Origin of the sequence: Acinetobacter piscicola (assembly GCF_015218165.1) — a bacterium.
Lineage (GTDB): Bacteria > Pseudomonadota > Gammaproteobacteria > Pseudomonadales > Moraxellaceae > Acinetobacter > Acinetobacter piscicola_A.
Genome location: NZ_CP048659.1, coordinates 3,707,805 through 3,732,728 on the forward strand (window position 1 = coordinate 3,707,805; position 24,924 = coordinate 3,732,728).

Genomic DNA, 24,924 nt, shown 5'->3' on the forward strand with positions numbered 1-24,924 from the left:
CTTATTCCATACGATTTCATTTGTTAAAAAAATTATAAAGCTCAGCTGATGTTCAATAGCTTTTGTCTTAAGTTAGGAAGCGAATATTCCAAAAATTGTATATTCGATTCTAAATAATTCGGTCTCTGCTTTTGTGCTATGACTTGGATTAAGAAGTTCTGCTTCTCAAAAATATGTGTATACGTCTGTTCCATTTTTTTTATTACTTTTTGTCGCTCAGTGCCAAACAGATGAGTATTTTGTAATAACATTTTTTCCATTTTTTTGTGCAATAAGATAAATTCTTTCGTCAAACGGGTTAGTTCATCTTTTAATGTATCTATAGAAGATGGTTGCACAGTAGAAAAATAGAGTTTTCTAAATTGTTCCAAATAGCGATCTAACTTATCAATTGCTGAATCCAAAGCAACAAAAGCAGCATTTTTATACGATATGGTAATCACCTCTTTTAAAGGCTGACTAAACAGAGAGTCTTGCCATAAATCATCTATTGCTTCTGCAATCCGTTCTGGTGTTCGATGTGATTCACGGCGTAAGCCCGCTTCATCATAAAAATCTTCGACCCAACCATTGCTCTCAACATCAGGTAAAGATCCATCTTTAAAACGTTCATTTTTCGCTCTTTTTGCCAAATAAGCCCATTTAGCAGCAACGGGATAGGTATTCTCTTGTTTGATCACTCCTTCAGTGAGTCCCTCAACAAATGTTTTAACCTCTGGTTCTTTCATCCCATTACGGTCACAGTTATCAAATTTGTTCACTAACGCATAAATACGATTTTTTGCAGTATGGGCAATACTTTGTATATCCTCACGCACCTGTGCATCTGCTTCAGATTTAAGTTGGGTATAGTCCATCACAATTAAAACAGCGGATGCTTTTTTCAGCTGATCTTGTAACATTGGGCGTAAATGGGTTTGACCTGCTTCATTCGGTCCAGGAGTATCTAATAGCACCAATTGACCATATTGTTCAGGTATATCTTTTAAATAAACAAATTCCACCTCAATAATTGGTAATTGATCTATATTCTGATATTGATCAAATGGAAATTCCAAATCAAAATGTGGTGCAATACGAACAAGATCATTGATTGAAACTAAAAAATCGAAAATTTGTTTCTCACCCACTGCATCATTTACAACTTTAATGCCTTGCTGAATTCTTTCAACCGTAAGGTACAAGTCTTTATCTGTTCTTAATTTTTCAAGTGTTGCAGTATACTGCTCTTGCTGAAAACACTTTTTCAAATCCCGCACCAATTGATTTGCAGGCTGACTAGCTTTTTTAGAAAAAGTTAAATGTGGCTGTTTTTGTCCTTTACGATGTTTAATCAAAGTAGGAATTGCAGTCATCGGTGCATTACGATTAGGTAAAATTTCACGACCAACAATGGCGTTAATCGTGGTCGATTTACCAGCTTTCATTGTCCCTACTACAGCAATAACTGTTTCAAATATTTCAAGTTTTAAATATTCACCATTTAAAACCGCAATTGCTTGTTGTGCAAACGACTTATCTTGCTCCAAACACTCCAATAAATCTAAATCTACAATTTGCTCAAAAATGGAAATTCCATTTATCAACAATGCTTGGACTTCTTGCTTTATTTTTAACAAGTCAGTTGTATTAATCACATTACTCATGCTGTCGCTCAGTTACAATGTCTAAAAATCATACGTTCTCAAATACCAAAGTATTCTTTCACTTCTTGTTCCATTTCATCTTGTAGCCTTTCAGGACTCATAATTTTAAGATGAGGAATCCAATAACGAACCAAAGGTAAAATTTGTTTTGCATGAGTAATTTGACTTGATAAAAGTAAACTACCATCACTTAATTGTCTTATTATTTTTTGCTCAGGTAAGAGAGAGCGAGCTTGAAAATGCTCTGCAACTTCAGCATGAACAGTTAAAATCACTTCTATTTTTTCTAACCCAAACCAAATGGTATCTTCTTTATCCAATTGTGATATAACAGAAGGATCTACGACAAAATAAATCACTTCAGATGAATCAGATAACATTTCAATTCGACTTAAACGATATGCTCTTAAATTATTTTTATATACAGCAGCTAAGTACCAATTTCCATGATGATGGATTAAACGATAAGGTTGAACATTTTTAGTTACGCCTTTATACAAGAAACTAATTTCGTAATGCTCTTGGATGGCTTTTCTAATAATTTTGAAAAGCTCTTTAAATTGACTAGCATCTTCGACAGAATAATTTTTAGCACTATAAATCTTATGCGCACGACTATCTAAAATTTCCCGTAAAAAAGATGTATCCAATGATGGATATAAATCACTTATTCCTGAAATCTGAGCAAAATTAATGATGTCTTTTGCCGTAATTTTACCTAAATAGTTCTCTTGTAAATAATATTTTTTACTTTTTTCATCTCTCAGTAAAGGTATTGAAGCACTTAAACGATCAAAATCTCGAGAAATTGTTCTTGTACTGACCTTAAATTCTTCTGCTAAAGTTTTGATTTGCAAATGTTGTCCATCATTTAATTTGGTCAGAATATTAGCTAAACGATCAGCTAAACGCTCATGATTCCCTTCATCATGCTGTGTAAATACCATATGAGCATTCCAACTCAAGTAAGCAAAAATTTTCCTTTAAAATACAATATTTTAAAAAAAAATCAATAAAAATTAATAAAATATATTTATTAACACTTTTCTAAGTATAAATTCTCTAAATGACAGGTTATGTCCATCACAATTAAAATTTGATTTTTAATTCATCTAATTTTATCAACCCATTAAAAATACAATAGTGCACTTTACTTTTGAACCTACAATTAAAAATAAACTCTTAGTTTTCTTAGGGTCTTATTCATATTTTATGCCTAAAAAATAGCGAGAATGGAAAATCAAATGGCTAAACTCAATTTCACTCTCGCTATGACTATTTTAACGTTAAATAACAATTACATTTAAAATCTATTTAAAAACATTTAAATAAATATAAATCAATATTTTATTTCACATATTTTTTCTCCAATCCTCCCAATAACAAGGAATTAAAAATAGTGAATTTTCATGGAATCTAGACCACAAACGGACACCTAAATCTTTTTCCAGCATTCTGATATCAAAATTGGAAATCAATAACGTTGATTTCATACTGTCATAGCGACTGTATAAAATCTTATGTACCATCTCTAAACGCTTTTCATGACGATCATGTAAGCCATATTCATCAATCACCAACAGATCAAAACCAGCCAAATGCTGAATGATTTCAGCTTCAGATTTTGTAGGATCGCTCCATGTATCCATCATCAATTGTGCAATCTGAGCACTGGTATAATATCGAGCTGTTAAAGGGCTATTTAAAATAATATTGCGAATGATTGATACACTCAGGTGTGTTTTCCCAGTACCAGGATGTCCATATAAAATTAAATTAGGATATTGCCCTGCTATAATCTGCTGAGCAAAATTTTGGCAATTTTTTACTGCATTTTCCTGACCAAAAGACAAACATTGATAGTTTTTAAATCCACTTTCTACATAACGTTTTAATAAACCAGATTTTTTGATTTTGACATCAATTAAATTTTGACGAATTTCATCTTCATGTAACTGTTGTGCTGCGGATACCAAGGTTTTAGCACACTCCTTACAAATCAAATGTCCTGCAATCAACCATATTGTTTGACCATGAATAGGACAGACTTGCTCTGCTAGAGATGATGAGTCATTGATTAAATTGAGATAGCACTTCATATTTCCCTCCTAAACCCAGTTTTTACTTTGATTACAACCTTCTACGTCTGAAGGTGAAGGTGAAGGTGAAGGTGAAGGTGAAGGTGAAGGTGAAGGTGAAGGTGAAGGTGAAGGTGAAGGTGAAGGTGAAGGGTATAACTCAGGCTTTGCCAAAGTACTACTTAAACTTTGCTCAGGCATTACATGAGCATCATTTGGTATAAGCTTCGGCGATGCTTGAGCATGACTTGAGGATTTACCCCAACGCGCTTGAGCAGCTTGCTTGGCTTTATCAGATTTCATTTTCTGATTCAAAGTCGCCTGCTCTTTCAATACAGACAAATAGTCTGACTTTAGATGATCCGCGGTACTTTCAAACACACCCAAGTCTGTAATGGTTTGAGTTAACAATTTAACTTTAGATTGAGGGAGCTTGGTAATACTCGCCAAGATAGCATTTTGATTTGGAATCGGACCATTCTTCCAAAAATCCATCATCAAAAGAAACGTTGCACCAATTTGTTCTGGGCTCATTCTTGCAAACTTTGATTGTAAATCACCAATATAAATTGGCATCCAAATGGATGTATCTTTATTCATTTTTTTCACCATTTTTAAGCATAGGAAAGCTAAGATCATCATGTTTAGATGACCTTATCTTTTGATCTGTTTAAATTAAATTACGAAGGCGAATGCGGGCTTGTAGAGCTAGGTCGTCATAACTGATCTGCTCATCATCCATCAACTTTTGTAGCCACAAGCGTAATGCTTGATGATTATCAAAACATTTATTGATATTGAGTAAGAAAGCTAAATTATATAATTTCTGAATATGTAGCTCTTGAATCAGTAAACGAGCAACATTATCCGCTTCTTGACTCACCACAACACCGCCAAAGAATGATTTACTATTCATGTGAAAACTCCTTTTCATTCAGTTGTGCAAGCATCGCTTCAAATGCGCTACCATCCTGACGTGTAACATTGGGAATATAGCGACTGTAGACTCGGAATAGCATTTCTGTAGTTGAGTGACCAAGCTGTCGTGCGATCCATTCAGGATTTTCCCCTGCAGACAACCAAAGTGTTGCTGCTGTATGGCGAGTCTGATAGGCGCGACGAGACTTCAGCCCCAGAAATCGTAGCAGAGGGTGCCAAACACGTTTGTTAACAAGACGATAGTCTAAAGGACTGCCATTTCGATTACAGAAGACAAATTCCGATTTTCCATTATTCAAACTTTGTTGCTGTTTAAAGGCTTGATAAATACGTTCATTCATTTGAATCGTTCGATCGGAACCATAAGTTTTGGTACCACCGAGTACACCATTTACAAATGCTTCTCGGATATGGATTTCTCGACGTTGAAAATCTACATTTTTCCACTGTAGCCCATCAATTTCACTGGTACGCATACCAGTGAAAAATCGGATGGTGTAATACGGTTTAAAATCGTCACGTACAGTCGTAAGAATCTGCTGTACTTCTTCGAGAGAAAATGGAGTTACCTCGATTTTACTTTCTTTCAAATTGTTAATATTTTTATAAGGCGACTCAAAACTATACCGTTCAGCCGCATCATTCAGTATCATACGCAAAGGTGTCATGATTTGATTGATCCTTGATGCTTTCAGACTTGTTTGATTTTTTCCGTGTGTCACTTTGGCGAGAGAAGCACGGAAGTTCAGCAAGTCTGACTTCTTAATTTTTGTTAAAACAAGATTACCAAAAGCAGGTAACAAGTAGTTTTTAATGACAATTGCTACTTTTTGTTGATAAGAACCTCTCCATTCGATTTGTTTCTGTTTAAACCACAAAGCTGTAAAATCTTTAAAAAGTGGTACTCGTGTTTGCACTGCAATTTGCTGACTTCGTTTTTCTTTGAAATCATCAATTTTTTTACTTTTAGGGAAATACTTTTCGTATTCAAAAGTACCTAGCGTTATTTCCGCTTCTAGTTGTTCTAGACGCTTTTTTAAGACTCTTCGATTATAGGCATTATCTTCAAGACTCGTTGTCTCTCTGCATCGAATGCCCATATAACGGAAGTCTGCAATGAGTCTTCCATTTCGTTCACGGATAGTCGCCATATTTATAGATCCTCTAGTGAATTATTGAAGAGCATCCATGCTTAAACCTGTAAATTTAAGCATTTCGGTTTCAATACGTTCCCAAACAAAAAGAATTTTGCGCCCACCAAAAGGACGAATATAGTGAACACCTTCAATAAAGACGCTGTCTTTAAGTTGATTGCGAATAGTCCGAGCGTCGTACTGAATTTTTTCAGCGAGTTGCTGTGCCGTTAAGTATGTATATGTCATAATTGTATTCCCATATTAATTCATCGGATGTAAGTAATTTTTCATCCTTAAACGTAAAATAACCTCAAATTTAATTAAATGCAATTAAATTTTCATTGTATTAGAGGAAAAATTAATGGTTATTTGTAAATTGCCAATTTTGTTAGCTGAACGAAAAATGAGGGTTGCTGATCTGATCCGAGGGACTGGCATCAATAAAACGACTTTGCATAAGTTATACAATGGTGACTTAACTCGCATCGACTTAGAAACGATTGACCGTATTTGTGAATATTTAGACATTCAAGTAGGTGATTTATTTGTTTTTGAAAAAAATCTTACTAATCATATAAATGAAGAGTAGTTTGGTCACCGATGGTCACTTTGAAATCGTGATTGGTCACAAAAGTAGATATTGAATTTTAACGATCGTTAAAATTTATCTACAAAACTTGAATTGCTATAGTTAAAACCTAGATGAATATCTAAAAATGAGCTTTTTTAGGGAAAAATTTTGGTCACCGATGGTCACTTTAGAAAAGTGATTGGTCACAAACTTGAGAAATAAGTTCAAGCCTTAAACTAAAATTCTATTTTTTAGGTCCAGTTTTTGGCTTTGGATGAGTTGTAAAGTACATATAATTTGGTGGTGATTGAGGTCATTTAAAGTGTTTTATACAGAGTGTGGCACACAATGGTCACATTTTGGTCACCGAAGATAGCAAAGGTGAATAAAATTTATAATTAGGCTGTAGTAAATAATTTGAATTAGATGAAAAAATACCAATTAAATCAACAATAAAAAAGCCCCCATCTTTCGATGAGGGCTTTTTGAATCTGGAGCGGGAAAGGAGACTCGAACTCCCGACCCCAACCTTGGCAAGGTTATGCTCTACCAACTGAGCTATTCCCGCGGAGTCTATTCGGTTTTTTAAATAAAAAACTAAATCAAAAAAATTTTGGAGCGGGAAAGGAGACTCGAACTCCCGACCCCAACCTTGGCAAGGTTATGCTCTACCAACTGAGCTATTCCCGCGGAGTCTGTCCAATTTTTTAAATAAAAAACTGAATAAAAAAATTTTGAGCGGGAAAGGAGACTCGAACTCCCGACCCCAACCTTGGCAAGGTTATGCTCTACCAACTGAGCTATTCCCGCATGGGGCTTATAATACATTAAGAAAAATCAGGGTCAACAATTTTTTGTTATAAAATCGCTCATTTGCATAAAATTAACACAGATGACTTATTTTTTTGCTAATTCTGCCTAAAAACAAATAGGCTTTAAAGCAATTAAACTCATTTTATGATCTCTCACACTCAGATTAGGGGCAAAAAATATAATCCGTTATACTCCATTGAAGTTAAATCTTGAGGAAGTGTGAAATGAGCCTTGAACAACAATTGATTGAACAGTTACAAACTTTAAATCCAACCCATTTAGAAGTCGTCAATGAGTCAGCTGGTCATGGTGGCTATTTTCCAGGAAAAGAGTCACATTTCAAAGTGATCATTGTCAGTGAAGCTTTTGCAGGTTTACGTTTGGTACAACGTCATCAAAAAATCTATGCTGAAGCTAAAGATTTACTCAGTCCTGGTAAAATTCATGCTTTAGCCATCCACGCTTATCTTCCAAATGAATGGCAAGGTCAAGCCCCTGCTAGCCCTGAATGTGCACATGCACCAAAAGCATAAGGTAGAATATGGATACGCATTTAATTGTTAAAATCATCCACATGTCGAGTGCAGCACTGGCAATGCTGGTCTTTGTTTTACGTGCATTTACACTATTTGTTGGCACGCAAAATCAACAACCAAACCCCAAAGGTCGTGTTGCCTTCGTTGCTGTACAGCACTTTTCTTATACACTGCTCGTAATCACAGGTGTGGCTTTATTGGTTATGAATCATTTCCAAGTACAAACTTGGTTTTACGCAAAAATATTACTCTTTTTTGTGTTGTTATCATCGCAAATTAAAGCTTATAAAAAAGATGAAACGATTCTGCTGGCACAACGTCGTGCGGGCTTGGTATTGGGTGCTATTGCCTTTGTTTCTATCCTTGCCTTGATTTTAATTAAGCCTGTTTTTGGTTGATTGTTAGACACTTATTCCCTACTTGTATGCAGTCTAGGTTAAACTGTATACAAGTCAAAAAATAATGAATTTGAGGAAATTATGATCACACGTGTGGTGTTTAACCAAAAGGGTGGCGTAGGTAAGTCGAGTATTACAGTAAATTTGGCGGCAATGAGTGCCAATGCTGGTCTAAAAACCTTAGTGATTGATCTAGATCCGCAAGCAAATTCGAGCCAATATCTTTTAGGTGATGATGCAACTTATTCAGCAGACAAAACCGCACTTGAACCCAATATCGAAAATTTCTTCCAAGATGTTTTGAGCAATAACCAACAAAAAGGCTTGATTGGCAATGCCATCGGGTCATTATTAAAATCAAAAAATAAAGGCTTCGAACAGTATATTCACCACTCACCTTTTGCAAATTTAGATGTATTACCCGCAAGTCCAACCTTGGGCAGTCTGGAACATGCATTAGAAGCCAAACATAAAATCTATAAATTACGTGATGCGATTCAAACCCTTACTGGAAAATATGAGCGTATTTTTATCGATACTCCACCTGCATTTAATTTTTTCACGTTGTCGGCATTGATTACAGCAGATCGCGTACTGATTCCTTTTGACTGCGATGTATTTTCTAAACGCGCCTTACAAACTTTGATTGAAAATGTTATCGAAACCCAAGATGACCATAATGATCGTTTGGAAATTGAAGGAATTATTGTCAATCAATTCCAAGCGCAAGCAAAATTACCACGTGAAGTGGTACAGCAGCTCAAAGATGAAAACCTTCCTGTATTAGAAAATATGTTGCCGCCTTCAGTCATTATGAAAGAGTCACATCATAAAAACTTACCTCTCATCTATTTTGCTACAGATCATAAATTGACGCAGGCATATCAATCATTGTTCAATGAGATTGAGCAAAAATAAGATCGAGATATCGCATGAAAATGAGCTATTTAAATGCAATGAAATGGGCAGCTTTCGGTATAGGGCTGTCTGTTTTAACCGCATGTGCCACCACAGTCAAACCAAGTTATGTGTCACCAACACAATATCAAGCGATGAATTGTGCACAGTTAAATTCTGAATTTCAACGTATTCAACAATACATCAACAGTGGCGTACAACCTGCAAAACGTACAGGTATGGGCGTTGGTGTCGGACTTGGTGGTGGTTGGGGACGTGGCGGTTGGGGTTTTGGTCCAAGTATTTCAGTCAATATGGGACAATCTTCAAATACCAAGAACACTGAGCTTGCTAATCTGTATGGCCAGCAAGATGCGATTTCTCAAGCAGCACAGTTTAAAAATTGTCCTTATGTGCCGAAACGTCAAGAAGTGAAAAAGTAACAAATATATGCATACTGAGCTACAGTTGGCATAGTATGCATTTTAATGTTTAGCAAAATGTTTCAAGATTAATCATATAAAAAATAAAATGTTAAATCATATCCCTTTAAATAAAGGGGTTAAAATTCAAGCAAAATCCATCTTAAAACTTGTTATGCTTTTATATTTTCGTTTAAGGTATGTCCCTGTAAAATTATTTGAAAGCACTATATGATTGAAAATTGGCTATTTATTGCTGCGATGTTGGCTGTGCTGCTCATTCCGGGCCCCACCAATGCATTATTAGTCAGTTCAGCACATCATCAAGGTATTGCAAAAACATTTGCTTTAGTCCCTGCACAACTTTTAGGTTATCTATATGGCATCAGTATTTGGGCACTGCTGATTCATTTAACTTTGCCAATTTGGCCATTTTTGATTGATATTTTACATTTCGCCAGTACGATTTACGTCCTATGGTTGGCATTTCATTTATGGAAAGCTTCACATTTAAAAACACATAGTCAGTTACACAAGACATTAACGCCATCACAACTGTTTATTACAACATTAAAAAACCCAAAAACGATTTTATTTGCCGCAGGTATTTTTCCTGTAGAAACATGGGATTCCTACTTACATTATTTTTTGGTGATGAGCGTATTTGTGTTATGTCTAATCCCCTGTTCTTTGTTTTGGATTTATTGGGGACGCACAGTGTTGGCAGGAAATATAAAAGGCGTCAGTGCTGATCGTATCTATAAAGGATCAGCACTGTTTTTAATTTTATGTATGTTGCCTGTGGTGATTCAATTTTTTTAAACTTTATCTTTATTGAAAAATTTATGACGAATAAAACCGATTAAACCAGGTAAAATACTTAAGAAAATAATGCCGAAGACCAAATGAGTAAAGTTATCTTTGACCAATGGGTGCCCACCAAACAAATAGCCCAATGTGATAAATGAACCCACCCAACAGAAAGCACCTACGACATTATACGTCAGGAAATATTTATAATTCATACTGCCTGCACCAGCAACAAACGGCGCAAAAGTACGGGCAAAAGGAATAAAACGAGCAAAAATAATTGTTTTACCGCCATGCTTTTCAAAGAATTGTGAAGTTTTAATCAAATGTTCTTTGTTAATAAAGCGAGATTCGATTTCAAATACCCTTGGTCCAATGTATTTACCAATGTGATAATTTAATGTGTCACCCAATACTGCCGCCATAAACAGTAAAATCACCAATAAAACAGGATCCATTGCCCCTGTAGATGCAGCCAATGCCCCTGCGGCAAAAAGTAAGCTGTCCCCCGGTAAAAATGGCATCACCACTAGACCCGTTTCCACAAAAATAATCAGGAATAAAATTCCGTAAACCCAATAACCGTAATTTGTTATAAATTCAAATAAATGCTGGTCAACATGTAAAATAAAATCAATGAGATTCATGAAATAAAAGCTAAGCCAAGTCGTGCTCAAATCCTAGCAGTCTGTGTTATGAAAGTCAGTATTAAAAAGTAAATAAAAACATCTATTATCGTTTCATTTATAAAACGATAAGTCTGATTTTTGCATATTTATCCAAAAATCACAGCGTACTATCATGAGCTCATGTTAAAAAATACGAATTAGGTCTCATCATGTTAAATCCAAATGTTGTTCTCAAAAATATCGTCCATCAAGCCCATACTGATGCAACACTTGCATTGATTGCACGTGCACTTCTCGCATATATCTTTATCGTTGCGGGTTGGGGCAAACTCACAGCATATAGCGCAACCGTAGGTTATATGGAGTCTATGGGAGTGCCGGGAGCAATGTTACCACTCACGATTTTGGTTGAATTCGGTGGTGGTTTAGCCTTGTTATTTGGTTTTCAGGCACGTTTTGCAGCACTCGGCTTAGCTGTATTTAGTTTAATTACTGCATTTTTATTCCATGGTGGTGCAGAAGATAGTATTAACTTTATGAAAAACTTTGCCATGGCTGGTGGTTTATTTTTCTTAATGTTGCATGGTGCAGGTCGATTTAGCTTTGATCATCTCATTGAAAAATAATCAATATTAAAATAAAAATTAAAAAAGCCAGATCAACATCTGGCTTTTTTGTGCAACAGTTTAAGCAAGCATAAGCAAAGCAACATCAAATGAATCTATTAATGCTTTGCACAGCCGAAAAATCTTAGTCTTCAAACTGCTTTGCTTGATGAATCAATTGTTGAAAAATAGCACTATCTTGAATTTGATTGGCACTGAGTAATGCCAATTTCACTAAAAATAATTCACGTTTTTCTAACGGTACAGCATCAATCGTTTCAGCCAAGTGATCATACACTTTTTCTAGATGTTCAATAGAAATACTCATGCTACTGCTCCTTCCACAACGTCAGTAAACTGTTTAAATGTTTGCGTTAATGCATTTTCACGATAGCTCAGCCAACGCCCATTAATATGATGCCCCGGACGAACCAAATAGACGGTGCCGACAGATGCAAAGAAACGTTCTGTTGCAATATCAGGATGGATGCTCAAGCACACATCTGCCTTTGCCACCATGTGTTGATCAAGTGCTAAGGCAACTATTTGTACAGGAATACCCTGTTGCTTTAATGCCAGAACTTCTTGTGACAAGGCTGTAGGTAATTGACCTTTTTCAGTAAATACAATTACGCTAAATTTACCTGAAATTGCATCATACAAAAATGAATGATCTGCAAATTTGATATTTGGAATCAATGCCCCGTTTTCGGTCAACTCATTCATTTGTGCATTGTCATCACACAGACTGTTGAGCGGTGAATGTGTATATGCGTGCGGGCGTGAGGTACGCCAATGATGGATTGGACGAGTGAAATTTTATTTATATTTTAAATCAAAAACTTATTAAAAAATTTTAATTTTTAGGCGTAAAATAGGCGCAAATAACGTCCACATTTTATCCAATTTTGCTGTTCTATTATTTTAATTTTGTTTGATTATTATTTAACCTAAAAAGCTTCAATTCACTATATTTCTGAGAGCTCATACAAGAAATCTGAAACTTTTTGTGCAAGAATTTCATGATCATCCTGACTTTCAACAATATCCACCATTAAATCATCAAGCCCTGTATTATCTTGAATACTAACGCCTTGAATTTCAAGAAAAGTAAGCATTACAGCAAGGCCTGTGCGTTTATTCCCATCAACAAATGCATGTCCTTTTGATATTGCAATACCGTACCAAGCTGCTATTTCATAAAGATCATCAACCTGATTGTAATACATTTGTTGATCAATTCTGCTTAACACGCTTTCTAATTTATCAAGATGACACCCCTCTCGACCAACTCCTGTTTGCCTCAAAATTTCATCATGAACAGCGATTACAAATGTCGAATTGATGGTACTCATTTATAAGCTAACTCTTGAATTTCTTTCTTATGTTGTTGAATGACACGTTTTGCACTATGCATTACAACACGCTTTGTTGCCTCGTTGTCATCAAACGGAATTGATAATAGTTGACCAGCCATTGCTGAACGTGGCTTTCTATTTTCAATTTTAAAATCACTTAAACGTTTAGTCATAGTCCTCTTCCTATCAGGTGTTTCTATATACATTCATTTTAACATTGAATAGACTAACCGACACTCATTTCACAAAGTCTTGGTAATCTAACTCAAACAAAGCAAGCATAGCTTGCTCGTGCTTTTCGATCTGTGTTGTGCTCCAGTCACCTTTTTTTTCAAGCAATTGAATCATCAAATACAATTTAAGGGTATCAATTTTACCCTTCCTTATCTCAGGCATAAAATAATCACGTTTAGCACTTGGCAAGCGATTCCCTATGCTTGAATTTTTACTTGAACTAATGAGACATAAGTTCCCAAAGCGATGTAAATTTTCATCATCTAATTTATCACGCTCTCCCTCTATCTGTTGTGCATAAAAATGCTCAACCGAACTCCGTTGCGTAAATTTAAAGTTTTTGATTACCTTATCATTGCTATTTTCTGCATCACAATAAATCAAAAAATCCAAATAGTTAAAGACAAAATTATTTTCAATATTGCCAAAGCTTAGTTTGGATTGATCAATTTTAAAATCATCAATTGTCTGATTGCCATAAATCAAATCAAAATAATCGATCTGTTTTTCATTTAGATACCGCTGAAAAATAAACTTTCTCGCTAAATGTTGTAATGCATTAAAATAGTCAGACACAGATTTATCTTTATTTTGATAAAGCCAATACAGTGCACCATTTAACCAATATTTATAAGACAAGGTGGGCGTGGATACATGAAATGCTGTCATCAATAAGAGAACTCTTTGAGCAATATCAGTATTATTTACCTCAAAAGTATTCACATAAGAACCTGTATTTTCATATCGTTTAAGTTTTTTTATGCTCCAATCATCATGATCCGTAGAATAATCCCGTTTAACAATGTATTGATCAAATATAAATTTGCACTTAAGCAAGCTAAACATAAAACCTTTTACATTCTCAATAACCCTTTCATGCTCTTGGTTTTCCTGCCCTTTTAACAAGATATATTTTTCAAATTGATCAATCAGTTGCTTATCATCCAATGCCACTTTTTCATTACGATCAGTTTGATTTAGCCAAATTTGTAAAACCTGTAATAAAAAATTTGGAAAATTAATAATGCTATTGAATCGTTCAGGCTTTTCTTCGCTTTGATCTAGATTTTTAATGTTGTTAGGAGGAATAGTTAGCATATCCAAAATTCTTAATTTAGATTCGTTTTGTTGATGAGGCTGAACTAAATTATCTGCATAGTTTTTCTGTAATTCTGAAAAATCATTAGGAACAAAATCACCCCAATCCTTTCCAAAAATCACATCACGCTGTGTTGTTGAAAAACCATATTGAACGTAACGCTCCATATTGGCAGTCGCGTCCCAAATACTCGTAAATAGTGTCAGGCTTGATGTTTTATCTGCTTCATCTTTGATTTGATTCAATACGCTCATCAATTGCGCTTTTAAAATTTCATGCTTTTCTAATTGTTCACCACGGTTATTCATAACCTCAAAATAATGATTGAGATCAGTATCTTTCGGAACTAAAACTTGTGTGATGACTACATTTTCAAATAAATATTTGCAAAAAACACTCAAGTCACCCTGTTTGATGATTTTTTGAATTGCACGTTGTAGCAACTCAAACCCCTGAACTAAATCCGCGTTATATTCGGATGATTTTAAATGTTGTAGATGATCGCCTCTAAGTAAAGCCTGAAAGGTTAAAGAAGACTTTGGACGACTTTCAAAATCAAGATTGAATTGATTAAACCAAGACATATCAAGAACAATTTTTTCTTCTTTGGATAATCGTTTCAGGCAAATCGCTAACAAGGTTAAAGTGGTAAATCGTTGCTGACCATCGATAATTTCATAAGTACCTTTGCTACGCTCAAAAACAACCAACGTTCCAATATAATATTTTTTACTTCCTTGAGTCTGCCCTTGATTTAACTGTTCAGGTTGCTTTTGATAATCTTGAATATCCAAAATTAACTGATCAATTTCTTTCTCACCCCAAGCATAATTACGCTGATACATGGGGATAATATAAGTCTGTTTATTCTCAAACAGGGCTTGAACCTTAAGCGCTTGGATTGACTCATTTTTCATTCTGATCTTCCTGTTAGAGATAATTTAGTTCTTTAAATAATTCAACTAAAGGCACAACATTAGTGCCTTGCTGTTTATCGACTATGGGGAGCGACCATCCGATGAGTTCACTTGGTGATTGAGCATATTTCAGTAAACTGAATATGTTCTTTTCTAAGACATAATTATCTATCGTTGCCAATTGCACCGAATATTGACTAATGCGACAGCGATATGCCCAAATAAAAATCTTTTCAATCGCTTCAGATAACCGATCTGTAGCAAATTTATCGATATAAAAAATCAATGCAGAATCAAACAAGGTTCGCACATAACGATCCCCATCCCTATTTCTTGCATCATATGAATTCAATATTTTGATAATTCTATTCGCTCGATCCTGTAGTGTCGCACCAAATATAGAAATCTTCTCAGACTGATCTTGATGATCCACTACTTTACTGATCTGTTTTTCATAGAGCTCAACCATTTCAAAAAATCGACGACCGTTAATGATCATTTGATCAAGCTGAAATGGGAAACTCATTTCTTGTCGATCTATTTGCCGTTGATATTGTGCGTTATAGTCATCAATAAAATAATGCGCTATGCGTAATGGTTCTAAATATGGATGATGGTCTGATTGCCCAAGATGAATACCTTTAAAAAGATGCACATGATCTTTATTGAAAAATCTTGCGGACTTTCCTCTTGACCAAAGACGAATACGGAATAGATAGTTCGAAAATAACTTTGCCAAATGAGCCGAGTCTAAACTTTCCCAATAAGCAACAGTTTCAGCTTTTAAGTGTTGTTCCTGCGCAGAAAATTCTCGTAGATGATAAGCTTTTAAAAGATCATGCGGTTCTAAATCACGGCCACGTGCATTTTGTGAATCAAAAAACTGAAATGCCTCTGAAACATCATCTAAAATAAAAACCGCAACCTGACAATTATTGAGTAAAAAATCAATATCTTGTTCCGAAAAGTTTACTGAAACGATCCTTTTAGCGACATTAAAGTTCTGATAAATATTGTAATGGCTAATATCACTATTAAATTTTTGCTTGCTCATGAAAGCATCAATTTTCTCCGATATTTCATTTAAATCTTCGTTTAGATGCTCTTGTTTTAAATCTAATTCTGGCTTCTGAATAATCGCCCAAACAAGCAGCATTAAAGTTAAAGTTCGTTGCTGTCCATCCACAATATCTATATTTTCATCACTATCACTATTTGGGTTACGATGTAATACGATCGTACCTAGTCGATAAGCAGATTTATCATGATGCTCTTGTATGTCGTTAACGAGAGCATTTAAATTCTTTTCCGTCCACTTATACGGACGTTGGTAATGAGGAATAACCAAATGATCTAAACTTAATAGCAATTTTTTTAATGACCAAATCCCTGTTTTCAGTTGATCAACTTGATGCTGAGCCATAAAAGATTATCCTAAAAATAAATTTTTTATTGTTAAAGTTGTTATTTCATACCTTGATGCAATTTATAGCCATACCCATAATCTAGAACAAAAGTTTTTGTAGATTCACAAATATTTGCTTCAATTAACTGGCTAAGTAGCTGTTCTGAATGAGAATACCCAATTAAAAAATGGCGTTGTAAACTCGATACAGAAACGACACCCACTTCCTCTGTGAATAATTTGGCACGTTCAAAAAGATCATCTGATTGCATAATTTCCCCATTCTCAATGAATTAAATTTTTGCTCGTACTAAGACCATACTGACATTGTCATACGCCTGTTTTGAATCTAATGACGCTTTCATATTGAGTAACCATGTTCGAAGCTCCATATCTGCTTTTAAAGGAAGCCATTCCCCACACTCCATCACATCATGCACACCATCGGTACAAACCAATAAGGCATCATTCTCAGTCAAATATTCTTCTGTTTTTGTAAAATCCATCACTTCATGCAAGGGATCAGCACAAAAGTATTGTAATAATGCACCATAAATACTGGCGTAGTTTTCTCCTGCTCTTAGCTCGCCACTTTCTCTTAACTGTTCAAGATAATTGTGATCTCTAGTCAGGCAATGCCACTTTTGATCATGTTGGCTAAACAAATAAACTCGACTATCGCCAAGATGTTGAATGGTCACAAAACTTTGATCGCCATCATTTTGAATGAATGCGAGTGTTGAACTTGCGCCAAAACTATTTTTCTGATGTGCTAATTGATCAACAAGATACTGCTGAATGGTAAATGCTTGACAAGGTTCTATCTTTTTATTTTGCATTAAAGCTTTTAAGACCGTATAGGATGCTTGCTCAGCTGCTGGACTATTGCTAATCCCATCCGCTACAGCAACACACCACTGTTCTTTGTCAGAATGGCTATATAGTTTAGTGATGAGTCCATCATGTTGAATAACTTTATTTTCAATCAAAATGGCATCTTGTTGGCACTTTGACCTTGCCTTCCATGTCAGACCTTGCATTTCAAAAGTACTCATCACACCGATCTCATACTTGATAGTGATTTTCTTTTTATCAAAATCAGATAACACAATCAAGAGAAATTTTATTTAAATTATTGATTAATAATAAATTATTTATTAAAAAACTTACTTTACGCTTTTTAATTCTCATTCATGTCTAACTATTTAAGTAAAAATGTAACAAAATATTTTTCAAGCTAAATCATGATTTAAGACGATACCTTTGCTTCGGACTCTTCGGCTTATCAGGAATGGTACGTTTAATCAAACCAGCTTCTATGGCAGGGTTCAAGTAATTCTTCTGAAAAGTAGCTCGATGGTTTAAACCCACCAATTGCATCAACTCAGCCAAAGTGTATTCTTCTTGTTTCATTGCCGAAATTAAACGCTGAACTTGGTCGCTCACTTGAGCGGTAGCATGATCGCTATCTTGAGCGGTATCAGTAGAACTCAGAATGGCATCTAAAATCATCTGTAAGATGAATTCTATAAATGGGGCTGAGTCTGTTCGGTCAGTGCTAGCTTGCAAAGCCTCATAGTAGGCTTTTTGGTTTTGATAGATCAGGCTCTCAACAGGGATATTAACAAAGATTGGATTCCATCGACTCAAGATCAATGTTTGCCATAGTCTCCCCATCCGACCATTGCCATCTGCAAATGGATGAATAAATTCAAACTCATAATGGAATACTGAGCTTTGAATCAGTGGATGCACATCACTGTCATTCAACCAATCGAGCAAATCAACCATCAAGCGGTTGATCTGATTCGCAGCTGGAGCCATATGCACCACTCGATCACCTGACATTACGCCGACACCACCATGACGATACTGACCGATTTCATCGATCAAACCTGTCATTAAAATTTGATGCGCTTGTAATAAGTCGGCTTCTTGACTTGGTTGCCACTGCTGAAAGGCTTCATAGGCTTTGATAGCGTTACGTACTTCCTGAACTTCTTTCGGAGGTGCAATTACGGTTTTACCATTAAGTATCGCCGTGATTTGTTCTGTACTAAGGGTATTGCCTTCAATCGCAAGCGACCCTTGAATGGTACGGATACGATTGGCTTTGCGTAATTTCAGACTATCTTGAATTTCCTCTAAAACAGTCAAACGCCCTACATTCTCACTGATCTGTGCAATCAGATGAATGATTTTAGAGGTGATGGTATAAGGCGGTTGGTATTTCATTATTAGCTTACTCAACTAACCTTATGACTTAATCTAAAAACTATTTTTAAAACTAGCACATTCAATTAGCTTATAAATAAATTAAAAATATTGGTTCTAAATTTTTAAACCAATCTCTTGAAAAAAAGTATTCATATCGATACAACGAACCCCAAAATCATAAGCAATATCAGGAACTTTAGGGTGTTGCGTAGGTTGATTTTTATTTAAACTAATATTTTTAACTTCACTTGTTACAATCACTAAATTATCTTTTTTTGCAATTGCGATCAGCCATCCATCTGCTATTTTTTCATGTGTCCAACTTTTGTCATTTGTTAAGGCTTTCTCACTATAACAATCATGTGTTGCAATATGTTGAATAACTTCACCCCATAAATCAGCATAGTCTTTGTATCTACAAGAAGCTCCTGTAAAGTGTTCTTCAAGCCATTTTTTAAAACGTTCATCTTGATAATGTTCATTAACAACAATATCTGGAAGTACTACTTGTGAATTGATGATCACTTTAATTTTCTCCCAAAAACTTGGAAAAAAATCAAATTGAACCGTACCGGGTTTGTCGGAGACTTTTTATTTAAGTTAGGCCACGTGACCTAACGGGTTAATCTTATCATAGTACATTGCTTCAAACTCAAAAGGCGATACATAACCCAATGCGCTGTGTACACGCTTTTTGTTGAACCAATCTACCCAATTTAATGTCGCAAGTTGTACATCCGCTAAACCTTGCCAGTCTGCTTTTAAATATTCAATCACCTCTGTTTTGTATAAGCCATTCACTGTTTCAGCCAAAGCGTTATCGTATGAATCACCGGTCGTACCGACTGATGCTCGTAAATTTGCTGCTTCTAAACGATTGGTATAGCGAATGGAAAGATATTGAACCCCTCTGTCACTATGGTGAATCACATTCTTTGGCATGTCTCGAGCATGTAACGCTTGCTCAAGTGCATCGAGCACCATATCTGTATTCATCCGTGTCGATACTTTCCATCCAACAATTGCTCGTGAGAAGACATCAATAATAAATGCAGTATAAACCCAACCTGAATTTGTTTGAATATACGTGAAGTCAGCGACCCATAGCTGGTCAGGATGATCAGCACTAAAATTGCGTTTCACCAAGTCATCTGCTCGTTTTTGATCCTCTCGGCTACGGGTAGTTTGTTTATTCTTACCACGCCAAACACCTTGTATACCTAGTTTTTGCATCAATCGAGCAACTGTACAGCGAGCAATAACATAGCCTTCACGTTTCAATTTTTGCCAAACTTTACGCACACCATATCGACCTGAACTTTCCTTCCAAATTCGTTTAATTTGTTCAGCATGATGCAAGTCATGTAGATCTCGCTTTGCTCGATGTTCTGGGTTTTCAACGAAATCTAGTGTTCGATAATAGGTAGAAGCCGCGATCGGTAAAATCCTGCAAATCGCCTCAACACCATATAACGCCTTATTGTTATGGATGAAATCTACCATTATTTGTGTGGGCGGTCGAGCTCCGCCTGGGCGAAAAAAGCGGCTGCTTTACGTAGAATTTCGTTAGCACGTTGCAGTTCTTTATTTTCACGTTCGAGTTGTTTAATACGTTCTTGATCTGAAAGTTGCTGTACTTTAATTGGGTTTTGTTTATCTAAATATTTTTGATACCAAACACGTAGAGTTTCAGGAGTACAACCTATCTTGGGAGCAATAGCGGTGATCGCAGCCCAATTCGATGGATAATCTTTCTCGGATTCAATCAATAATTCAACCGCTCTTTCTCTGATTTCAGGGGTATATTTTACTTTTTTCATCGGGACATTCTCTCAGAAAGCTTGGTCTCCGACAAACCCGGTACGGTTCAAATTGATAATATCTTTCATAAAAGTTGATATAAATATTAGTGTCCAATAAATACTTAGTCATTGCCACCTCTATTCATCAAAATTTTATATCCTTTAAAACCAACACCTACAATATTAAATGCATCTGTATATGAGATACGATCATGATTTACTGCATTCATTACATATTTAAAAAATCTATTATCGACCCTAAATCTAATGTTATTTGTATAACTTCCACCATTAGATTCACTTGGTAAAAAACGTTCAAGACTTTCCTTTAGGTCTCTAGTTCTACTCTGGTATTCTTCGCGTGTTATTTTATTTAAGTCCAATAGTCTTCTAATAATTACAAATTCACTGACTTTAAATTTTCTAGCTAAAAAATTACTATCTGTTGAATTAGACTGTAAGAAAATCTCTTGGGGAACTAAAATTTCTGCTGTTACTTTATTTATAAATGCTTCAGTTCGATCAAATTGATAATCACCAGCATCTACAATATTAAATATTTCTTCAGTACCTACAAAAATATGCACTAACTCATGTACTAATGTAAAAAGTTGCCCAGTCTTAGTATCCTTTTGATTAATAAAAATTATAGGGGCTTTATGGTCAAGTAATACAAAACCTCGGAATTCCTTCACACTAAGAGGACGATGTGTATTGTCTTTCACTTTACCATTAAAAAAAACAAATACACCAATATCATTAATCTTATCACGTAGATAGTTTAATGGATTATCAGCCTGATTCTGAAAAAACAAAGGAATTTCTAGCTTATTACGTATTTTTTGAGCCACCTCTAGAAAATTGGAATCAATAGAAAATTGACCTACAAAATCTAAATTGTCAGTAATTTCATTCTTCAAAAATTCCTGTTTGATTTCCATTTCTGCAATGGTGTCTCTTAACTCTTCACTTGCTTCATCGATTGAATCTGACTCAAGTGTCCTGAAGTCCAATCGCTTGATGTCAATATCAATAGTTTTATTCAGTAATAAAAGACCCGTTGGAACATTAATCTTTTTTGCTATTTCAGATAACTGATTAAAAGTTGGCTGTTTTTCTCCACTTAAAAATTGATCTAAATTATTAATTTTCGTTCTTAAAACACTCAAAGAAATTTGGGCATTTTGAACATAATAATTCAATGTGTTGGTGTCGATATGCATTGACATTACATTCCCTCCTCTATGCCCATTTGACCTTGTCATATGCTAACATAAATTAACTGTGCAATACTGTCTATAAACATTAACAACAGCACGGCACAATTTGACGTGAAATTTTAAATAGAACTATTTTGAAACCTTCTTTTTCGTCCGTGTATAAATATGCTTAGCCAATCGCTTAGCAACCTTTTTACGCAATTCATCCGTACTCATTACCTTATTACAGACTTCCTCATTTCCTGCAAGTCGAACAAGAAACAGATCAATTAACTTTCCAGATAAATACTCTGTAAAACTATCTAGAGAGTTTGCATTCACCGCTTGTACGATCTCTTCATTTTCAATAGCTGCTTGCTCAACCTGATCAAAGAACAATTGATCAGCTACTGTAAAATCAGTGCCAAAAGCTTCATTCAATTCATCAATCAGATGCGATACATTATCTGTAGACTCTGCCTGCCCTGTTCCCACATCCGTTGAACCTTTCAAGGCATTCGCTTCACCATGCCCTAAATCGATACTATTTTCACTTAACTTCTGTAGTCGATAAAATTGAAGTTCAACAATTTTTGATAAATCAACTTCATTTTCTTTAGAGCCTTTAGGTAACTTTTGTAGTAATGCTTTTAAATACGCATAGCGTTGCTCATGCTCAGAATCTGTAAAATCCATGATTTGCGAGACAAACAGATATAAATTCAAATAGCTTTGTAATTGGCTTTTAAATAGTTTTTGTTGCTCTTGTTGATGCACAAGATCATCAGGATGAATTTTCTTATATTTATCAACAGCACGATCAATAATACTATTCAACTGCTTATGTTCATGCCCCGTTAGCTTGCTTCGATCCTTAAACCAAATGTTGGCAAACTCATTTAAATCAGCATCAAAGTAAAACTTCCATTGATCCAACGTATGACCAAGCTCATTCAACTTTTGCTCATTTGGAATATCACCAAGTTTTGTCAGCTCGTAAAATGGCTTAAATGCTTTATAAATATCTTCATGGGTATTCACAAAATCCAATACAAAAGTATCTTCTTTACCATAAGCACAACGGTTTAGACGAGATAAGGTTTGTACTGCTTGGATTCCTGATAACTTCTTATCTACAAACATGGTGTGTAGTAAGGGCTGGTCAAATCCTGTTTGATATTTTTCAGCAACCAAGAGTACTTGATAATCATCAGTATCAAATTGATCTGGAAGCTCAGTTTCTTTAAAACCATTCATTTTAGGTTCTGTATATTCAGTACCATCAACCTCTAGTTTTCCAGAAAATGCGACTAAGGATTTAATTCCTGTATACTTTTTTTCTTTAATATATTCATCAAATGCGAGTTTATAGCGTACTGCTTGCTCACGAGAATTCGTAACAACCATAGCTTTGGCACGACCACCAATTCGATGCATCGTCACAGTTCTAAAATGCTCGACAATGATTTCTACTTTCTGAGCAATCACGCTTGGATGCATGGAAACAAAACGAGCCATTAAGGCTTTAGTTTTATTTTTTGCAAGTTCTGGATCATTGTCAGCAATTTTGATTAATTTATAGTATTGCCCATAAGTCGTGTAGTTTGCCAGCACATCTAAAATAAAGCCTTCTTGAACCGCCTGCTTCATACTGTAATGATGAAATGGAGCTTCTCCGTTATCACCTGCTTCATCAAAGCAAGCGAGTGTTTTCCATTTGGGTGTAGCAGTAAAGGCAAAGAAACTTAAGTTAGGTTGGCGACTACGCTTTGACGCTTCTGCAAATAAATGCTTTTTCACGTCATCGGTCAGTTCGCTTTCATCCTCATCGCCATCATCTAAAAACTCTTGAGCAATTGCAGATTCAATCCCATCCTTATTTAGAATTTTACGCAATTCCATTGCAGTTTCACCACTTTGTGAACTGTGGGCTTCATCGACAATAACAGCAAAATTCTTACCTTCTGTACTTAAATCAACCTTAATGCCTTTTTTCGCTTGAGTACGAATAGACTGCATGATGTATGGGAATTTTTGGATTGTGGTAATAATGATTGGTACATTTGAAGCTAAGGCATTGGTGAGCTGTAAGGTATTTTCATCAATCTTTTGAACCACACCATCTTTATGCTCAAACTGTGCAATGGTTTCTTGTAACTGTCGATCAAGTACAATACGGTCAGTAATCACAATAATGGAATTAAAAATTTTCTGATCATCTGCATTATGCATCGATGCCAATTGGTGTGCGAGCCAAGCAATAGTATTTGATTTGCCTGAGCCTGCTGAGTGTTGAATTAAGTAATTATGACCTGAACCATTGGCTTTACTGTGTTTCGTTAATTTACGCACAGCATCTAATTGATGGTAACGTGGGAAAATCATGGTTTCTTTTTCGATGTATCGAAAACCAGTTTCAGTTCTAATTTTTTTGGTTTCTACACTCAAATGCATGTATCGCGCAAAGATTTCCATAAAGCTATGACGAGCTAAAGTTTCTGTCCACAGGTAATGCGTGCGTACATCACCTTCTACAGGTGGATTACCCTTACCATTTAAATAACCTTTGTTGAAAGGTAGAAAAAATGTATTTTCCCCATCCAACTTGGTGGTCATATAGACGTCACAGGTATCTACAGCAAAATGAACTAAGGTACGTTTTTTAAAATCGAATAAACGTCCTTTTGCATTGCGATCTTTTTTAAATTGAATTTTGGCATCTTCAACATTCCAACCCGATGCTGAAAACTCATTTTTAAGCTCAAGCGTAATCAGTGGAATCCCATTGAGTGAAAGCACCATATCTGGAATTTCATTAAATTCTGTATGAAGCTGACGTGTACATTTGAGTACGTTAGCATCGTATTGTTCTTGGGTGGTTTTATTGATACTGGTATTGGGTGCAAAGTATGCCATTTTGATTTTTTTACCAAAGCATTTAAAGCCTTGGCGTAAAACCGATAATGCGCCTTCAGTATCTAAGGCATGTGCCAAATCATTGACAATACGAGTTTCTGTTTCATCTTTACATGAGTTATGGATTTTTTCCCAAGTTTTTGGTTGCGTTTCCTGAATAAAGGCAACGACATCCTTAGGAAATAAAGCAATTCTTGGGTCATAGTCTTTCGGGTTGCCTTTTACATAACCACCAGCCGTTGTTAAGCTTTGCTCGATGGCTTGTTCAAAATAATATTCGCTATGCATGGCATTTCC

The 24,924-nt window shown here is 35.4% G+C and carries 27 protein-coding genes, 3 tRNA genes, 2 pseudogenes and 1 other annotated feature; of the genes and pseudogenes, 7 read left to right on the top strand and 25 right to left on the bottom strand.

The window, feature by feature from the left end; translation table 11 throughout:
- Nucleotides 1-41: 41 nt before the first annotated feature.
- The 7 genes from G0028_RS18305 to G0028_RS18335 all read right to left on the bottom strand — a co-directional run bounded on the left by G0028_RS18305 (nt 42) and on the right by G0028_RS18335 (nt 6,045).
- Nucleotides 42-1,646, bottom strand: coding sequence for a dynamin family protein (locus G0028_RS18305; protein ID WP_180046568.1), 1,605 nt, complete (start codon nt 1,644-1,646; stop codon nt 42-44).
- A 38-nt stretch (nt 1,647-1,684) separates the two neighbouring features.
- Nucleotides 1,685-2,593, bottom strand: a complete 909-nt coding sequence (locus G0028_RS18310; RefSeq protein WP_180046566.1) for a helix-turn-helix transcriptional regulator — start codon at nt 2,591-2,593, stop codon at nt 1,685-1,687.
- Nucleotides 2,594-2,998: 405 nt separating this feature from the next.
- Complete coding sequence (locus tag G0028_RS18315; protein WP_180046564.1) at nt 2,999-3,745, bottom strand: ATP-binding protein; 747 nt, start codon at nt 3,743-3,745, stop codon at nt 2,999-3,001.
- A gap of 9 nt (nt 3,746-3,754) precedes the next feature.
- Nucleotides 3,755-4,324 carry a DUF1376 domain-containing protein gene (locus tag G0028_RS18320; protein WP_180046562.1) on the bottom strand — a complete coding sequence of 190 codons (570 nt, stop codon included), beginning with the start codon at nt 4,322-4,324 and terminating at the stop codon, nt 3,755-3,757.
- A gap of 70 nt (nt 4,325-4,394) precedes the next feature.
- On the bottom strand, nt 4,395-4,640 hold the full coding sequence (locus tag G0028_RS18325; protein WP_180046560.1) for a hypothetical protein: 246 nt from the start codon (nt 4,638-4,640) through the stop codon (nt 4,395-4,397).
- Nucleotides 4,633-5,814 (bottom strand): tyrosine-type recombinase/integrase, encoded by a 1,182-nt coding sequence (locus G0028_RS18330; protein WP_180046558.1) that lies wholly within the window; start codon nt 5,812-5,814, stop codon nt 4,633-4,635. Before G0028_RS18330 ends, G0028_RS18325 begins: the two co-directional genes overlap by 8 nt.
- Before the next feature lie 21 nt (nt 5,815-5,835).
- Nucleotides 5,836-6,045 carry a hypothetical protein gene (locus tag G0028_RS18335; protein WP_005403933.1) on the bottom strand — a complete coding sequence of 70 codons (210 nt, stop codon included), beginning with the start codon at nt 6,043-6,045 and terminating at the stop codon, nt 5,836-5,838.
- Between the two features lie 115 nt (nt 6,046-6,160).
- On the opposite strand from G0028_RS18335, the gene G0028_RS18340 reads away from it, so the two are divergent.
- On the top strand, nt 6,161-6,388 hold the full coding sequence (locus tag G0028_RS18340; RefSeq protein WP_180046556.1) for a helix-turn-helix domain-containing protein: 228 nt from the start codon (nt 6,161-6,163) through the stop codon (nt 6,386-6,388).
- 474 nt (nt 6,389-6,862) lie between these two features.
- Here the strand turns inward: G0028_RS18340 and G0028_RS18345 are convergent.
- From G0028_RS18345 to G0028_RS18355, 3 genes are all read right to left on the bottom strand, one after another.
- A tRNA-Gly gene (locus tag G0028_RS18345) sits at nt 6,863-6,938 on the bottom strand.
- A gap of 46 nt (nt 6,939-6,984) precedes the next feature.
- A tRNA-Gly gene (locus tag G0028_RS18350) sits at nt 6,985-7,060 on the bottom strand.
- A 47-nt stretch (nt 7,061-7,107) separates the two neighbouring features.
- Nucleotides 7,108-7,180: transfer RNA gene (locus tag G0028_RS18355), tRNA-Gly, on the bottom strand.
- A 227-nt stretch (nt 7,181-7,407) separates the two neighbouring features.
- Between G0028_RS18355 and G0028_RS18360 the strand changes: the two genes are divergently transcribed.
- From G0028_RS18360 to G0028_RS18380, 5 genes are all read left to right on the top strand, one after another.
- Nucleotides 7,408-7,716, top strand: coding sequence for a BolA family protein (locus tag G0028_RS18360; protein WP_180046554.1), 309 nt, complete (start codon nt 7,408-7,410; stop codon nt 7,714-7,716).
- An 8-nt stretch (nt 7,717-7,724) separates the two neighbouring features.
- On the top strand, nt 7,725-8,117 hold the full coding sequence (locus G0028_RS18365) for a SirB2 family protein (RefSeq protein WP_180046552.1): 393 nt from the start codon (nt 7,725-7,727) through the stop codon (nt 8,115-8,117).
- An 81-nt stretch (nt 8,118-8,198) separates the two neighbouring features.
- Nucleotides 8,199-9,035, top strand: a complete 837-nt coding sequence (locus G0028_RS18370) for a ParA family protein (RefSeq protein WP_180046550.1) — start codon at nt 8,199-8,201, stop codon at nt 9,033-9,035.
- A 20-nt stretch (nt 9,036-9,055) separates the two neighbouring features.
- Nucleotides 9,056-9,457: a hypothetical protein gene (locus tag G0028_RS18375; RefSeq protein WP_373687890.1), complete on the top strand. Its 402-nt coding sequence runs from the start codon at nt 9,056-9,058 to the stop codon at nt 9,455-9,457.
- A gap of 210 nt (nt 9,458-9,667) precedes the next feature.
- Complete coding sequence (locus G0028_RS18380; RefSeq protein ID WP_130072447.1) at nt 9,668-10,258, top strand: LysE family translocator; 591 nt, start codon at nt 9,668-9,670, stop codon at nt 10,256-10,258.
- On the opposite strand, the gene G0028_RS18385 is transcribed toward G0028_RS18380, so the two are convergent.
- Complete coding sequence (locus tag G0028_RS18385; protein ID WP_130072448.1) at nt 10,255-10,893, bottom strand: DedA family protein; 639 nt, start codon at nt 10,891-10,893, stop codon at nt 10,255-10,257. The two genes, G0028_RS18380 and G0028_RS18385, sit on opposite strands and share 4 nt — an antisense overlap.
- Before the next feature lie 191 nt (nt 10,894-11,084).
- On the opposite strand from G0028_RS18385, the gene G0028_RS18390 reads away from it, so the two are divergent.
- Nucleotides 11,085-11,501, top strand: a complete 417-nt coding sequence (locus G0028_RS18390) for a DoxX family protein (RefSeq protein WP_180046548.1) — start codon at nt 11,085-11,087, stop codon at nt 11,499-11,501.
- A gap of 124 nt (nt 11,502-11,625) precedes the next feature.
- On the opposite strand, the gene G0028_RS18395 is transcribed toward G0028_RS18390, so the two are convergent.
- The 14 genes and pseudogenes from G0028_RS18395 to G0028_RS18455 form a co-directional block, all read right to left on the bottom strand.
- Nucleotides 11,626-11,808 carry a hypothetical protein gene (locus G0028_RS18395; RefSeq protein ID WP_130072450.1) on the bottom strand — a complete coding sequence of 61 codons (183 nt, stop codon included), beginning with the start codon at nt 11,806-11,808 and terminating at the stop codon, nt 11,626-11,628.
- Complete coding sequence (locus G0028_RS18400) at nt 11,805-12,206, bottom strand: hypothetical protein (RefSeq protein ID WP_227554753.1); 402 nt, start codon at nt 12,204-12,206, stop codon at nt 11,805-11,807. The genes G0028_RS18395 and G0028_RS18400 overlap by 4 nt, the downstream gene beginning before the upstream one ends.
- Before the next feature lie 242 nt (nt 12,207-12,448).
- Nucleotides 12,449-12,835, bottom strand: a complete 387-nt coding sequence (locus G0028_RS18405) for a type II toxin-antitoxin system death-on-curing family toxin (RefSeq protein WP_005218292.1) — start codon at nt 12,833-12,835, stop codon at nt 12,449-12,451.
- Nucleotides 12,832-13,011 (bottom strand): hypothetical protein, encoded by a 180-nt coding sequence (locus G0028_RS18410; protein WP_005218293.1) that lies wholly within the window; start codon nt 13,009-13,011, stop codon nt 12,832-12,834. Before G0028_RS18410 ends, G0028_RS18405 begins: the two co-directional genes overlap by 4 nt.
- A 64-nt stretch (nt 13,012-13,075) precedes the next feature.
- The gene (locus G0028_RS18415; RefSeq protein ID WP_180046546.1) at nt 13,076-15,088 is read right to left on the bottom strand and encodes a DUF262 domain-containing protein; all 2,013 of its coding nucleotides are present in this window, start codon (nt 15,086-15,088) and stop codon (nt 13,076-13,078) included.
- 13 nt (nt 15,089-15,101) lie between these two features.
- On the bottom strand, nt 15,102-16,511 hold the full coding sequence (locus tag G0028_RS18420; protein WP_180046545.1) for a DUF262 domain-containing protein: 1,410 nt from the start codon (nt 16,509-16,511) through the stop codon (nt 15,102-15,104).
- 41 nt (nt 16,512-16,552) lie between these two features.
- Complete coding sequence (locus G0028_RS18425; RefSeq protein WP_031978088.1) at nt 16,553-16,765, bottom strand: DNA translocase FtsK; 213 nt, start codon at nt 16,763-16,765, stop codon at nt 16,553-16,555.
- 21 nt (nt 16,766-16,786) lie between these two features.
- On the bottom strand, nt 16,787-17,548 hold the full coding sequence (locus G0028_RS18430; RefSeq protein WP_180046543.1) for a PP2C family protein-serine/threonine phosphatase: 762 nt from the start codon (nt 17,546-17,548) through the stop codon (nt 16,787-16,789).
- Between the two features lie 187 nt (nt 17,549-17,735).
- Nucleotides 17,736-18,728, bottom strand: a complete 993-nt coding sequence (locus G0028_RS18435; RefSeq protein WP_180046541.1) for a Fic family protein — start codon at nt 18,726-18,728, stop codon at nt 17,736-17,738.
- Nucleotides 18,729-18,824: 96 nt separating this feature from the next.
- Nucleotides 18,825-19,274 (bottom strand): annotated as a pseudogene (locus tag G0028_RS18440) (DUF4411 family protein); the annotation flags it as partial.
- 36 nt (nt 19,275-19,310) lie between these two features.
- Nucleotides 19,311-20,530 (bottom strand): IS3 family transposase gene (locus tag G0028_RS18445; protein ID WP_194088711.1). Its coding sequence is split into 2 segments (ribosomal slippage): nt 19,311-20,254 and nt 20,254-20,530, totalling 1,221 coding nucleotides; the frame shifts between segments, so codons are not numbered across the junction.
- Nucleotides 20,139-20,255: a sequence feature (AL1L pseudoknot), on the bottom strand. (Overlaps the previous gene by 117 nt.)
- Nucleotides 20,531-20,576: 46 nt before the next feature.
- Nucleotides 20,577-20,642, bottom strand: a pseudogene (locus G0028_RS21305) (DUF4411 domain-containing protein); the annotation flags it as partial.
- The gene (locus tag G0028_RS18450; RefSeq protein ID WP_180047527.1) at nt 20,635-21,741 is read right to left on the bottom strand and encodes an ImmA/IrrE family metallo-endopeptidase; all 1,107 of its coding nucleotides are present in this window, start codon (nt 21,739-21,741) and stop codon (nt 20,635-20,637) included. The pseudogene G0028_RS21305 and the gene G0028_RS18450, both read right to left, overlap by 8 nt.
- A 120-nt stretch (nt 21,742-21,861) precedes the next feature.
- The gene (locus tag G0028_RS18455) at nt 21,862-24,915 is read right to left on the bottom strand and encodes a type I restriction endonuclease subunit R (RefSeq protein WP_180047526.1); all 3,054 of its coding nucleotides are present in this window, start codon (nt 24,913-24,915) and stop codon (nt 21,862-21,864) included.
- Nucleotides 24,916-24,924: the final 9 nt, after the last annotated feature.